Origin of the sequence: Streptomyces crystallinus (assembly GCF_039521265.1) — a bacterium.
Taxonomy (GTDB): Bacteria; Actinomycetota; Actinomycetes; order Streptomycetales; family Streptomycetaceae; genus Streptomyces; species Streptomyces crystallinus.
Map to the genome: position 1 here is coordinate 64,237 of NZ_BAAACA010000004.1, position 14,035 is coordinate 78,271.

The 14,035-nt window shown below is 64.3% G+C and carries 11 protein-coding genes; 10 read left to right on the top strand and 1 reads right to left on the bottom strand.

The features are described 5' to 3' along the window. The first annotated feature begins 1 nt into the window (after position 1). The 4 genes from ABD236_RS02305 to ABD236_RS02320 all read left to right on the top strand — a co-directional run bounded on the left by ABD236_RS02305 (position 2) and on the right by ABD236_RS02320 (position 2,783). A complete protein-coding gene (locus ABD236_RS02305; protein WP_344069334.1) occupies positions 2-1,009 on the top strand; it encodes a phage major capsid protein in 1,008 nt (335 codons plus the stop codon). A 29-nt stretch (positions 1,010-1,038) separates the two neighbouring features. Then, positions 1,039-1,173: a hypothetical protein gene (locus ABD236_RS02310; RefSeq protein WP_344069337.1), complete on the top strand. Its 135-nt coding sequence runs from the start codon at positions 1,039-1,041 to the stop codon at positions 1,171-1,173. Positions 1,174-1,721: 548 nt separating this feature from the next. Next, the gene (locus tag ABD236_RS02315; RefSeq protein ID WP_344069340.1) at positions 1,722-2,045 is read left to right on the top strand and encodes a hypothetical protein; all 324 of its coding nucleotides are present in this window, start codon (positions 1,722-1,724) and stop codon (positions 2,043-2,045) included. A gap of 456 nt (positions 2,046-2,501) precedes the next feature. Next, the gene (locus tag ABD236_RS02320; protein WP_344069343.1) at positions 2,502-2,783 is read left to right on the top strand and encodes a hypothetical protein; all 282 of its coding nucleotides are present in this window, start codon (positions 2,502-2,504) and stop codon (positions 2,781-2,783) included. Between the two features lie 169 nt (positions 2,784-2,952). On the opposite strand, the gene ABD236_RS02325 is transcribed toward ABD236_RS02320, so the two are convergent. Beyond that, entirely contained in the window at positions 2,953-3,246 is a 294-nt protein-coding gene (locus ABD236_RS02325; protein WP_344069346.1) for a hypothetical protein, read from the bottom strand. A gap of 266 nt (positions 3,247-3,512) precedes the next feature. Here ABD236_RS02325 and ABD236_RS02330 point away from each other — a divergent pair, with 266 nt between their 5' ends. From ABD236_RS02330 to ABD236_RS02355, 6 genes are all read left to right on the top strand, one after another. Then, positions 3,513-4,214, top strand: a complete 702-nt coding sequence (locus ABD236_RS02330) for a phage tail tube protein (RefSeq protein ID WP_344069349.1) — start codon at positions 3,513-3,515, stop codon at positions 4,212-4,214. Between the two features lie 93 nt (positions 4,215-4,307). After that, a complete protein-coding gene (locus ABD236_RS02335) occupies positions 4,308-4,601 on the top strand; it encodes a hypothetical protein (RefSeq protein WP_344069352.1) in 294 nt (97 codons plus the stop codon). Between the two features lie 17 nt (positions 4,602-4,618). Beyond that, positions 4,619-5,005 (top strand): hypothetical protein, encoded by a 387-nt coding sequence (locus ABD236_RS02340; RefSeq protein WP_344069355.1) that lies wholly within the window; start codon positions 4,619-4,621, stop codon positions 5,003-5,005. 10 nt (positions 5,006-5,015) lie between these two features. Then, positions 5,016-11,654, top strand: a complete 6,639-nt coding sequence (locus ABD236_RS02345; RefSeq protein WP_344069358.1) for an aggregation-promoting factor C-terminal-like domain-containing protein — start codon at positions 5,016-5,018, stop codon at positions 11,652-11,654. Between the two features lie 69 nt (positions 11,655-11,723). Then, a complete protein-coding gene (locus ABD236_RS02350; protein WP_344069361.1) occupies positions 11,724-12,959 on the top strand; it encodes a siphovirus ReqiPepy6 Gp37-like family protein in 1,236 nt (411 codons plus the stop codon). A 3-nt stretch (positions 12,960-12,962) separates the two neighbouring features. After that, complete coding sequence (locus tag ABD236_RS02355; RefSeq protein ID WP_344069364.1) at positions 12,963-13,967, top strand: phage distal tail protein; 1,005 nt, start codon at positions 12,963-12,965, stop codon at positions 13,965-13,967. Positions 13,968-14,035: the final 68 nt, after the last annotated feature.

Genomic DNA, 14,035 nt, shown 5'->3' on the forward strand with positions numbered 1-14,035 from the left:
CTTGGCTACTGGCTTCTACAAGGACGCCGGCCAGCGTCTCAATGCTGGCGTACAGGGCACCTTTTCCCCCGAGATCTGGACCGCTCAGCTCCTGGAGGACCTGGAGCAGCATTCCATCCTCTCCTCCCCGCTCATCGTGAACTCGACCTACGAGGGTGAGTTCAAGCGCGGCGGTGACACCATCCGTATTCCCCACTTCCTCGACACGGTTGAGGACAAGGGCGTCGTGAAGTCGTACGGCGAGATCGGTGAAGCCGACCACGCGGAGCTCGACTACATCCGCATGACAGTGCAGAAGGGCTCGTCCTTCCACATCGAGATCGACAGCCTTGACCAGCTCTTCACCCAGCCCGGCATCGACAAGATGACCAACCTGGTGCGCCAGCGTGGCAAGCAGGCCGCGAAGAGCCTGGACAAGCTTGTGGCTGACACGATCGTCCACGCCATGAACGGCAAGGACTACAACAGCGCCGAGTCCGGCATCACCGACGAGACCAAGATGCTCGACCTGCACTCCAAGGTCGAGATGATCACGCGGACCGCCAAGGACAGCGCGTACGACATGGTGCTTGAGGCGATCATGCAGCTCGACTACATCGAGGCGCCGGAAGACCGGTATCTGATCATCTCGCCGTCGCTCCGCAAGGAGCTCCTGAAGGATCCGCAGTTCATTAACGCCTCCTTCTACGGTGGGCAGCCCGTCATCCCCACCGGTCACATCGGCCAGATCCTCGGTGTTCCGGTGTACGTCTCCAACCAACTCGGCACGGTCAAGACCCCCTCCAAGCCTCTGGTGAAGCCCGCGATCGACAACCTGCGCAACGTCGACATGCTCCTGGGTGCGACCAACTGCGTCTCCGTGGTCATTCCGCACGTGGAGATGGCGGCATACAAGCCGGAGAAGAAGTTCACCGACGCCATCAAGAGCCGAGTGCACTTCGACGCGAAGATCGTCCGCCCGGAGCAGCTCATCGCGGTTGGCCCGAAGCCGGCAGGCCCTTCTTCCTGACCCTCTCCCCGAGGAGTGCCGTAACCGCCATGCGCGTTGCAGAGCGGATTGACGGCAGGGAAGAGGGCGATGCCACCGAGCCGCCCGCGGTGAAGAAGCCGGTTCGCAGGGCCCGTAAGAAGGCCGTTCCCAAGGAGGCTGATGCCGAGTCTCGCGACGATTGAGGACGTGGCAGCCCGGACCGGCCGCCCCCTCATGGATGAGGAAAGACCGCGCATTGGCGCCTTCCTCCTCGATGTCTCCGCCCTCGTAGTCGACTACTGCGGGACGGACTTTCAGCACCACAATGACGACCTGGTCCCGCTCGACCCCGTAGCCGGGGTGGAGCTTCCACTCCCCCGCTTCATGCTCCCGCTCGCCTCCATCACCGAAGTCCGATGGGGGGACGGTACGGCCGTTACTGACTGGTCTTACAGCCGCCGCTCTCTATGGCGTGCTGGGGGGTGGCAGCCTCCCGCCGGTGGGAAGGCCCGCACGCTCACGGTGCGGGCCTCCTACGGCTACCTGTCCGTACCCCTCACGGTGACCGCTGTGGTCTGCACCGAAGTTATCCGCTGGCTTGCCGTACAACCCGGCGTTACTGCCGAAAAGGTTGGCGAGCTGGAGACCCACTACGGCACAGCAGCCCCTACGCAAAGCCTGTCACCAGCCGCCGAGCAGGCCCTTCGCAACTACCGGCGCCGTGTCACATCCACTCACGTTCGGAGGTCTCATGCGCTTTGACGATGTCCTCGACATCTACCGTGCTCCGATCGTGCAGGACGCCTACACGCGGCGTCGCGACTGGGATAGAGCGCGCCGGATCTGGTCGGGGCCGGCCAGCGTGCAGCCCTTCAAGGTGTACGAGGACCGAAACCCGAACAACGAGACCGCCAGCACCATGCTGAACGCCTACCTCCCTGTATCGGCAGAGCCCGACTCGGCTGATCGTGTCCTCTACAACGGTCGTTGGTACGAGGTGCTGGGCGAGCCCGAGCGGTGGGACAAGGGACGCCTTCGGCATGTGAAGATCCGCCTGTGGGGGGTGACTCACTGAGTCGACAGCCCTACGAGATCGAGTGGGACAACCGCGCAATGGTCCGCCTTGAGGGCAGCACCCAAGCCGCGGCCGAGGTCGAGAAAGCCACACTGCGCATCGCACGCCGATACCGCGCCATGCTGGCCCGCTACAACCGACGACGCCCCATGGGCAACCGCACAGCCGCAGCCATCAACGTTCGCACAGGGATCGTGTGGGCCGACGGTAAGCCGGTAGGTCTCGTCATCCCCGATTCCGACGTACCCGGCGGTGCGGCCCACGCTATGCACCTGGAGTACGGCACCAGCAAGACGCCTGCTAGGCACCTCCTTCGGGATGCTGTGATGCGCGAGCGGACGACACATGCGGACTGATCCGATGCGCGTCCTCCACGCCTACCTCACAGCACTCCCCGAAACCGCCGGGCTCACGGTCTCCGCCTCACTCGTTGATCGAATCAAAGGACAGCCGTCCGTGATCCTTGACGGCACTGGCGGACACCGCGTTGTACGCCATCGAGCCGACCGCGCCGACTTCACGATCAACACGTATCACCGCACCATGCGCGAGGCCGCCGACCTGGCATACACCCTGCGGGAACGGCTCCTTGAGGACCTTCCCGGCACGGTGGCCGGCGGCGGCCTGGTGCTCGACGTCGATGAGGTCCACAGCCCGTTCTTCCTGGCCGACATGACCTCCGGTGAGTACCGCTACGTCGCCGCCATCGCGCTCTACCTCACCGAGGCAGGCCTCTGATGCGCTGCTGTCCTCATTCTCTCCGCAGACGAGGTGAACGTGGACCATGTGCGCCCGCTGTTCCTCGGAAGCGAGGACGTAGATACATCGTTCAGGTGTTGTGCCACGGATGCCATGGGCTGAAGACGCGTACGGAGTTCGGACGCGTATGGGGTGCAGTCCGATCAACTCACGCTTGCCGTAGACGGGCAGGGGAGCGCATCGCGGTGCCCTCTACATCACCGATCAGCTCTTCTGCGTGCTGCTCGGTTTGGACGCCCTCGGGCGTATCTGCGGCGACCAAGAACCGCTGTACAAGTGCCTTGTGCGTGAGGAGCGCAAAGGCCAACTCCTCTCGGCTGTGCTGCCTGATATGAGCCACCGCCGCAGCGTCGCTTGCGAATGGCAGCAGCGTTGCGCAGTGCTCGTCAATGCACACTGGGCAGCCCTCGGCGGTGCCCCCGTACCCGATCAGCTCGTCCATGAGGCCAAGCCTATGGGCCGTGGTTCACCCGCTCCTACCCCGCACCCGTGCTCTGTTCCCGGAGGCCCCCCGCGTTGCTCGGGGGCGCCCTCTGGGGTCATGCGGCACCCAGGGGGCCGTACCGCCCACCAGTAACCGCCCTTCATTGTGAGCGCGCCGAACGGGGTCGCAAGCGCGTACGGCCTCCTCTCCCCACGTCATCTACCTGTGCGGTCCAGCCGGACCGCCCGCAGCCATGCCCAGACTTCGTAAGGAACTACCCGCCTGTGGCCAATGCCAACAATGCTGCCCAGATTCGCTTCGCCCCCAAGGGCAAGCTCTCCGTCCACTTCGGAGCCCTTCCCGCCGCTTCTCTTCCCAAGGCTGTCGACGAAGACCTGACGGCAACCGGCTTTATCGAGCTCGGTTACACGTCGGAAGATGGCGTGGAGATCACTCCGAAGATCGAAACGGACGAGCTGCCCGTGTGGCAGTCCAGCGTCCCTGTACTGCGGTACGTGAAGTCCGCTAGCTTCCAGATCAAGGCCACGCTTCAGCAGGTCAACGCAACTACCACGCGCCTTTTCTACGGCGCCGAATGGGTCAAGACCACTGCCAAGACGGCCAACGGCCGCGATCAGTACCGCCTCGACCTGGCGTCCAATCCCGACCTCGCGGAAATCTCTCTGGCCGTCGACTGGTCCGACGACGCCGCTTCCTACCGTGCGGTGATCGGCCGGGCGATGGTCTCCGACCGCGGCTCCATCTCTCTGACGCGCACGAAGAATCAGGCCCTGGAGCTCACGATCGATGCTCTCGACTCGGACGGCCTTCTGGGCTTCCTCCTGAGCGACGACCCGTCGATCTCTCCGACTCCCGCGCCTGTTATTCCTCCGGCCCCGAAGTCTCTCCCCGACGCCGGCGGGACGACTTCACCGATTGAGAACCCCCTCGACATCGGCGGAGGCAACGAGCCGATCGTTGCCTGAGCGCATCGACCTTACTGATTCAAAGTCTTCCCGGAGCTGGCTCAAAGTGCTCCGGCCCCCTCTTTTGATCACCCTTGCTTACGGAGTATGACCATGGCTGCCACCACCACGAAGAAGACCACCGCCGCGAAGAAGGCCGAGGCTACCGACGCCCCGACAACCTTTGAGTTCAACAGCGTTGAGTTCACCATCCCGTCTGCGAAGAAGCTGCCGTTCGAGGTCCTTGAAGCCATTGACGATGACCGAAGCGAGGTCGCGATCATCCGCTCCATCGTTGGCCCCGAGCAGTGGGTAGCGTTCAAGGACACCCGCCCTACCATCGAGGACTTCGAGGAGTTCGCCCAGGCGGTGGCCGAGGCGGCCGGGTTCGGTGATGCGGGAAACTGATCCGCACCCTCACCGTGGTGAGGGACCACAGTGACGCCCTGGAAGCCGACCTGCTAGAGGTCTTCAGCATTGACCTGCTGGACCTTTGGACGGGTGGGCTTTCTCTGCGTCGCCTGCACGTGCTGATCACGTCTCTCCTCGCACGCCAAGGTACTGGCGCCCTGGTTGCTGCCATCGATGAGTCGGCTATCTGGACCCACGAGGCGCATATCCTCGCGCGCATCTCTGACGCACTTGAGGCCGCTAACTGGCTGTTCATCAGTGCCAACTCGGCAGGTGACGAGGCCCTGGAGGCACCCGAGCCGATGTGGCGGCCCGGCATTGAACCTTCCGAACCCCCTCCCCCTGTGACGGCATCCGGTGCCGATGTGGCGGTCTGGTTCGGTCAAATGAACTCGCTCTAAGGAACTGAACTTGGCTGGTGAAGACGCGGGTATCCCCGTAGCGCGGGCCAAGGTCCCCGTAACGCCAACGCTGGACGAGACCGGCACTCGGCGCATGAAGGCCGCCGTCGAGCGCGCCATGGGCCAGGCCGGTGAAGGTGCAGGAACGGCATTCGACCGCGGGTTCGTACCGCGCGTTGATGCGGCCCTGGAGGGCTTTGTACTCAACTCCGCCGAGGCCGGCCGCCGCTCCGAGTCCGCTCTCAAGGCCGCTGCCACCCGTGCATCTCAGGCACAGGCTCGCGCCATTGAGTGGGTGGTTGAGAAGGAGGGCCAGGCCGTCGCTGCCGTCGTGAAGCTCGCCTTCAACGCGGCCGACGAGCGGTACCGGGCTATGCAGGGCCTGAGCGCCCGACACAAGCGCATCCTGTCCACGATGGGCCTTGATGAAGAGTCCGCCGTCAAGTCGATGGTTCGCGCGAACCAGCTCGGCGAGGCCCGCAAGCAGGAGCTCTTCAAAGAAACCGGCTTCCAGTACAAGGCGTTCCTTCGGGAGAACCAAGCCGCTCTCACTGCGAACCTTCGCGAGGGCCTGCGGGACTACAAGGCGGCAAAGGCACAGGAAATCGCCTCCGAGCGTGAGGCCACGCTCGCCTACAAGGCCGAGCTGACGGAGCGTCTGACCGCTCTCCGTACCGAGCTGGCTGCTGCCACTCGGGCTCAGGAGGCCGCGTCAGCGACTCAGGCCGGGCTTTTCGCGACGGCCGCCACCCGCTGGAAGCGTGGCTCTCAGCAGATCGAGCACATGGGTACCCAGTCCGCCGAACTCGGGGCCCTGATCAACCGGAACATTGTTACCCCGCTTGCGACCGCAGGCGGCATGGCGACCGTGTTCGGCGTGAAGGCGACCGACTCGTTCGACAAAGCGGCCAACTCCCTGGGCGGCCTCGGCGTGTCTCTCGCGGGCACGAAGAAGCTCCTCAACGACCTTCAGCAGTTCGCCATCAACTCGTCGTTCAGCTTGGACGATATGAACGAGTTCGCGCCCCAGTACGTGCGGATTCTGACGTCTCACGGCACCAAGCCCGATGCGGCAGCCAGTCAGTCCGAGGCGCTGATCAAGGCCATCGCCAACAACGCGGCCAAGGGCGGGATCACCGACCCAGAGAAGCTTTCGCGGGCCATGCAGCAGATCGCGTACATCCTTGACACCGACAAGCTCACACTGCGCAATCTCAAGCCGTTTGAGAACGCGACAAATATGTCGATGCAGCAGATCGCGACCATGCTCGGGTACAAGGATGCGCCCGGCGGGGGTGTTACCAAGGCCAAGGGCCAGCACTTCAGCCAGGTCAAGGGTAAGTGGGTCAAGGACGACGACGGCAAGTTCATCAAGTCCGGCTTCCAGGACGGCAAGGCCACCTATGTAGAGGACAAGGGCACTCCGACCAAGGGCAAGAGCGCGTCCGCTCAGCTCATGGCGGCAATGACGAAGAGTGCCGCGCCCTCGGGTCACGAGTTCATTGAGGCCCTGATCAAGTCCGGGGCTGGCATCGATGACGCGGCCAAGCGCGCGCAGAACGCGACGATCAAGGGCCGTCTCCAGGCCATGAAGGAGAACGCGCAGCGTGACCTCATGGGCCTCTTCGCCAAGCGCGACAAGGATGGGAATTTCGAGGTCCAGCGCGATCCCGCCACCGGGATGCTCACGCACGTGCAGACCGACCTGTACAAGCAGGTCCTCAAAGTCCTCGATGGCCTGCAAGGCCTGTGGAAGGTCAGCCTTCCTGGCCTGAAAGTCGCTGCGAAGGCCTTCGTTGACGGCGTGAACAAGGTCATCGCCATCGCTACCGGCACGGTCGAGTTCGTCCGTGATCACCCAGCTCTTGCCGGTGCACTGAAGACCATGGCGCTCTTCTCCGTGAAGGCCCTGCCGCTGCTGATCGCCTTCGGTGTAGCGGCCAAGGTGCTCGGCAAGTTCGGTGGCATGGTCAGCGGCCTTGTCGGATCAGGCAAGGTGCTCGCCAAGGCATCGCTTGGTCTGTCCAAGGGCATCGGTCGCGCCGGCCTCGGCATCTCGCGGGGCATCAAGCACACCGCGTCCGGTGCGATCTCCCGCCGCAATGGAGGAAGCTTCACCGGCGGCTACCAGGCCTCCCGCAGCCGTACGAATGCGGCCCGGGAAAACGGTTGGGGCTGGACGAACCAGCTTCGTGACAGCCGCGACAATGCCCGGCGCCGGTGGAGTGACAGTCGCAGTGCGACGCTTCGCGGCTACGGCCGTGCAACGGCCCAGTACGCCTCGGGCGGGTTGATCGACTTCGATGAGCGCGACCGGCGAGCACGGGCACGCCAGGACTTCCAGCGCCGTAACCAGGCTCTTCGGCAGTTCCGCAACGTCACACCGCAGACCGCCGCGAACGGTCCTGAGCTGGTGCGCAATGAGCGGGATCTCCGCGAGAACCGGCGTCAGTACCGCGAGAACCGCCGCACGCCCCGACAGCGGGCAAGGGCCTCTCGGCAGGAGACTCGCGCGGGGATATCCCAGGCACGGGACCGCGGCGACCTCTCCGACGACGAAAGCGCTCTTCTCAACCGTCAGCTCCGCAATCAGCGGCGCGAAGAAGGACGCGATCGGCGCCGTACTGCACGACGAACCGCGAGTGATCACCTGCCTGCGGTTCCGCAGTCGCAGGATGAGCGGATCCGGATCAACGTCTCCGAAGCGGAGACCGCGATCAAGCAGCTCCAGGAGAAGATCAAGGCTCTCAACCTCGACTTGCGCCGTGTCAATGACGTGCGTCTTTCGCACGTACAGGGCGAGTTCGATGGTCAGCCGCAGTCGATCTCCCACGTGGCAGTCCGAGCACAGGACGCCATTGACCACATCCGCACACTCGGTATCACCCCGCTGAACAACGCGGACGTCAACGCGCTCCGCGGTCGCCTGGCCGGCCTCGATGGAGGCGCCTCTCTGGAGGCATCAGCAGCCAAGGCCGAGAGCGCGATCAAGGCCATCAAGAACCAGGCTTTGGACCCGCTCAACACCACGACTCTGGGCCATGCACAGTCCGAACTCAGCGGGGAAACAACGTCCGTTGCCTCCTCCGCATCTGCGGCGGAACGCAACGTACGAGGAGCGGGCTCTGCTCTTACTGATCTTAATCAGGGAGCCTCGACCGCTCAGGTACGCGGCCAGCTCGATGGCGCGGAAGGCAGTGTTCGCACGGCCGCGCAGGGAGCACGGGAGTCCGTCTCCCGCCTCGCTTCGGCTATCAGCAACGTCGCGGACATCAGCCTTGAGACGATCAAAGCACGGTTCAATGGGCCGGGAAGCCTCAGGTCCTCCGTCGATGACGTAAAGGATGCGACGGGCCTTCCGACGTCCAAGACGGGCCTGAACTCGGCGCTGAGTAAGATCAATAATGTCGAGTTCAAGACCGTGCAGGGCAAGCTAGACGACCTGAAGAAGAAGGTCGAGGCGGTCACCGAGGCCACTGGCGCTCTGGCCCTGGCCCTGAAGTCGGTAGACGAAGCCACCGGTGGAGGGGACTCCAAGGGTGGTAACGGAGGCGGTAGTGGTAAGGGGAAGGGCGGGGGTAAGAAGACCCGTTCCGCGCCTGGCCCCATGGTCCGCGGGTTCGTTGACACGGGTGTTCACGCCTCGTTTGGTGGCGGTGCCATCGGCGCGTCTGCCGGTGGTGGCCCGGCTGCAAGCGCTGGTCCTTCCGTAGCGGCTCCGGCTGGACGTGCAGGGTTCTCCCTCATGGCCGCGCCGAGCATGGCGCGTGCTTCCGCAGCATCAGGAGCAGGAGCTCATAGCGGTGGTAGTGGTCGACTGGGGTCGATCTTCAGTCAGTTCGACGAACTCCGCCGCATGCTCGATCTGTCGAGTCTGGCCCGTACCGCGACCGCCGCACTCGGCGTGGACGGTGCGACCACCAAGCTGGGTCAGACCGGCGCGACCATCCGTGAGTTCGTGGGTAGCAAGGTCACGTGGGCGGGGTCTCGCTTCCAGGGTCTGCCGGACAATCTCGTTCAGTGGGTCACGAAGAAGCTGCCGCCTGCGCTGATTGAGCAGGCCGAAGGCGCCCCCTGGACACAGCTCGCCGGCCTCGCGACAGGGCTTGTCTCGCCGGTAGTTGGCGACGCGTTCATGTCGCAGGTCTACCACGGTGACGGCAACATTGTCGGTCGTGCTAAGCGCATGGCCGGGGACGTCTTCAGCCTCGATACGGTCGGTCAGGTGTTCGACAATCTGCTCAACCTGATCAAGGATCTCTGGACGGGCGTCAAGGAACTTTTGGGCCTCGCAGGCCGGTTCATCACCGATCCGGGCTCGGTGGTCAGTGATCTGAAGGACTGGGCGAGCGAGCAGTTCTCGGGGTTCGTCGGGATGTTCTCCGACGCCTGGCGGGCCATCGACGCCATCGCGTCCAGCCCTTCCGGCTACGCAAAGGAGGTCCTCGACGATCTCCTCCAGGGCCTGAAGGATGCTTTGCCGAACCTGACGGGTCTGTTCGACTTCTCCAAGGGCTATGCCTCGGGTGGCGTTGTTCCGGGATTCGCACCGGGCCGCGACAGTGTCCGCGCCATGCTCAGTCCCGGCGAAGCCGTTCTGCGTCCTGAGATCACGCGCATGCTCGGTACCGATCAGATCGACGGCATGAACGCCGCTGCTCGGGCCGGTAATTTCCAGGGCCTGGCCGAGTTGATCGAGCGCATGTGGCGCACGCTCATCCAGCCGTCTTTCGTGTCCATGTCGCAGGAGGTCAAGACCGACCTCAGCCCGACCACGGAGACCTTCAAGGCCACCAGCGTGGACACCTGGACGACTGTGGGCACGACGGTACGGGCGGCATGGGAGAACGATGCACTTCCGTCGATGAGCGCCTGGTCCTCGCGCGTGCGCGGTGACCTCACTGCCTCGGAGCGGGAGTTCCTCACCGCGCATCAGGGTGTGTGGATGGCCGCTGCTCAGCAGGTTGACCAGTCGAAGGCGGCTTCCCTGTCGTCGTTCGGGTCACTGGCATCCGGCCTCGGCGGGCTGAAGGACACCTTCGGTTCGGCGGGCTCGGAGATCACCAGTTCGTGGCATTCCGCCATGTCCTACGTGGACTCCTCCACCCGTTCAGTCCTCACCGGCCCCTACAACGCCGGTGTGGTGGCGATGACTTCGGCCATGGCATCGCTTGCGGGTGCTCCGGCTCCGTTGAAGCCTCTGCGGTTCGCGCGGGGTGGTGTTGTTCCTGGCTACTCGCCGGGCAATGACACGGTGCCAGCCGTCCTAAGTCCCGGTGAGGGAATCCTTCGCCCCGAGGTCGTTCGCGCCCTCGGGCCGGACGTCATTCACGCATGGAACCGTGCCGCGCGGCTGGGCGGCAATACGTTCGCGAACGGCGGGATCGTCCAGCCCATCGGCTGGAAGTCCCCGACCGGAAGCACATGGGTAGGGGCGCACAAGAACGATGCCTTCTCCGGCTATGCCGATGCTCTTGAGCATGGTTGGTCGGCAGTCGTCGAGGTGATGACACGCACGGTGAAGGACACCTTCGCTAGTGCGGGTGTCGTGAGTTCTGGCACGGTCGAGCACTTCAAGGGCTCGGTCCTGTCCTGGGGCAAGTACCTCGATGACCACGTGGGCGGCGCCTCTGCCGTGGTGAAGCAGGCACAGAAGGAGCTCGGCTACACCGAGACCGGCCCGAACATGGTCAAGTACAACGGGTTCAACGGCGAGGAATGGTGTGCCGACTTCCTCTCCTGGGTGGTCGACAAGGCATCCGCGAACGCGTCGTACTGGAGCAGTCCGCAGGGCACTCCGGGCAATCGGTGGCCCAGTGTTTCCACCTGGAACACAGAAGCCGCGGGATCGCAGATCTCCGCATCTCAGGCGCGGGCCGGCGACGTTGTTTCCTTCCGGAACGGCGGGCATATCGGCTTGGTGGAGTCGGTTGCCAATGGCGTCCTTCACACCATCGAGGGCAACACGGGTCCGTCCGTCCGGCGCCTCACACGGGCGCTGTCGGACCCAGATCACGTGTTCCGCCCAAAGGGTGGTCAGGTCGAGGGAGCCTCGTTCTCTGGATGGCCTGGCGCCTACGCAACCGGCGTAGGCATCCCTTCTGTGGGAGGCCTCGACGGTGGCACTCCGGAGCAGAACAAGGGTGTCGCCAGGCAGCTCCTCGCGCAGATGGGATGGGGCTCCCAGTTCGGGGACCTCGATGCCATGTGGTCGCGGGAGTCCGGTTGGAACCAGTACGCCAAGAACCCGTCTTCGGGGGCGTACGGCATCCCTCAGTCCCTGCCCGCCAGCAAGATGGCGTCGGCAGGACCGGACTGGCTCACCAACCCTGTCACTCAGGAGCGGTGGGGCCTGGGCTACATCAAGGATCGTTACGGGGATCCGGCGGCGGCCTGGGATTTTTGGAAGCGGAACCACTGGTACGCCAAGGGCACCAGGAGCGCTTCCCCGGGTCTGGCTTTGGTGGGCGAGCAAGGGCCGGAGCTGATCCAGATGCAGGGCGGTGAGCGGGTGTTCTCCGCTCGTGACACCGCCTCCATGATGGGCGGCCGGAACATCACGGTGAACGTTCACGCGGCTCCCGATGTACCGACAGAGGAGACCATCCTCCGAGCCCTGGAACGAGCGCACATCATGCACGGCCTGTAGAGGCACAACGACGGCGGGGCGGGATGACACAACGTCTCCTGCCCCGCCGTACACCACGAGTAGGGAGCCATGGGCGAGTACCGAGTGATCGTCCGCGACGCCCACCTGACACCGATCGGCATGGTCGACGACTACCTTTCCCTGGAGATGGTCGCCAAGTTCAACGATGTCGGCCAGTGGACACTCAAGATCAACGCCGGGCGCCCTCACGCTCGGCTCTTCCAGCCTGGATGCGGCATCGCCGTGTATCGCGAGGGTGTAGCGCGCCCCATCATGAGCGGCCCCATCCAAGGGATTCAGAAGTACTGGACCGTCGATGAAGACTCCGGTGACGGCGCTCTGTGGATCACCGGCGCTGATGACAACCTCATCATTGCCGGTCGGCTCGCCTTTCCCGACCCGAGCAATCCAGTGGACCAGCAGACTCGGGCCGCCGACAGTGCGGCCGATCGTGAGTCTGCATACGCGCTGGAATCCCTCGTCGACTGGAACGCGGGATCACATGCCCGCGGCGACCGTCGAACGACCGGATACAGCACTCCCGATGGGGCAACGTGGCCCTACGACCGCTGGGGGCCGAAGACGCCTTTCACCGCTCGGTTCGACAACCTGCGGGACGTCATCCGCCCCATTGCCGACGCCGGCCAACTGGGATGGCGCAACGTGTATGACCCCGAATCCCGAACGATCCGCCTGGAGACCTACCAGGTACAGGACCGCACAGACGCTGTCCGCTTCAGCCCTGACCTCGGGAACCTAAAGCAGGTCGTCTACAGCCAGACCGCGCCGAAGGTCACACGTGCGATCGTGGCCGCACAGGGCGAAGGGAAGGACCGGTGGATCAAGCAGTACGTCGACGGCGATGCCGAAGCGTACTGGGGCATGGTCGCGGAGCAGTTCGTTGATGCTCGGGACATCCCACTCGTGAAGGGCAAGGACGGTAATGCTGCCTTGGCCCCAAATACCGAACCGGGAACGACCGTTGCCGCTGTCCAAGCCACCATGGATCAACGCGCTGTGGCAGCTCTTAACGAGGGCCAGGCCGTGGGCAACATGCAGGTGTATCCCATCGACACACCTTCCCAGACCTTCGGTGTGCACTGGCGCCTCGGTGACCGAGTCACGTGTGTCGTGGACGGCGTGGTGCAGCAGGACATCGTTCGTCAGGTAACCATCACTGACTCAGCCGACGGCTCATCCATTACGCCGAGCATCGGCAACCAGGGCACTGATCAGCCCACCAACGTGTTCGGTGACATCAAGGCACTGTGGCGCAAGATCAACCAGCTTTCCACCAGGATGTGACCGATGCCGATCCCGGCGACATACAACGACCGACCCGACATCGGACAGCCGGATGACGCGGCCTATACCCCGGTCTCATGGCCTCGCACCTTTCTGGCCTGGAGCGGTTCCAACGGCGATATCATCCCGCTGACCGGCGACATCACCGGCCGCAATACTCCGGCCGGCATTGCGCTTACCAAGGGACCTGCCGGGCTTGGAATGCCGACGTTCGACCTCAAGGCCGACCAGCTACCCAACCTGCCTGGCGGCCTCTTCAGATCCAACAGAGCCACCACCCGAGACATCACCATCCCCCTGATCATCCGGGGCGTGGACCGTGTCAGCTTCACCAGGATGCACAACCGCCTACTCCGCGCACTCAACCCGGAAGCAGGTCCAGGGTGGATCACCGCGACCGAGGGCGACGGCATCGCCCGGCACCTGGAGTGCTACTACGTATCTGGGGCCGAAGGCTCCGAGACTGAGGAGAACGCCGGGTTCAACTGGATCAAGCTAGCCCTCGTGCTACGCGCCATGGACCCCTATTGGTACTCCTCCGCGGAGCGCCAATACGACTGGCACCTGGATACCGGTACCGCCGTGCCATTCCTGTCGAGCGCCACCTATCCCGGCTTCTTCCCCATGCGGATCAGTAGCGCCTCATTCAACTCCGGTGGTCTGGTCGACGCACCAAACGACTCCTCCGTCGAGGCATGGCCCGTGTGGACGGTCACAGGACCACTGACCGGCCTGGCCCTGGAGAACGTCACCACGGGCCAGAGCTTCCGTCTGCGGGACAACGTGAGCGTGCCTGCGGGCAAGGCGCTGGTCATCGACACTCGGCCCGGCATCAAGTCCGTACAGCTCGACGGCGCGAATGCCTGGCCGCAGATGACTACCGACTCGGCCCTGTGGCCTTTGCGCCCCGGCAAGAACCGCCTGCGGGTCACCGCCTCGGGCGTTGGCCCTACCACTCTCATCCGCCTGCACCACGTCCCCCGCTACCTCTCCTACATCGGGGGCTAACTCTTAAGGAACCCCTTGGCAGAGTCCTCCTGGCCCTTCGGTACGGGCGACGGACAGCGGGTAGATCC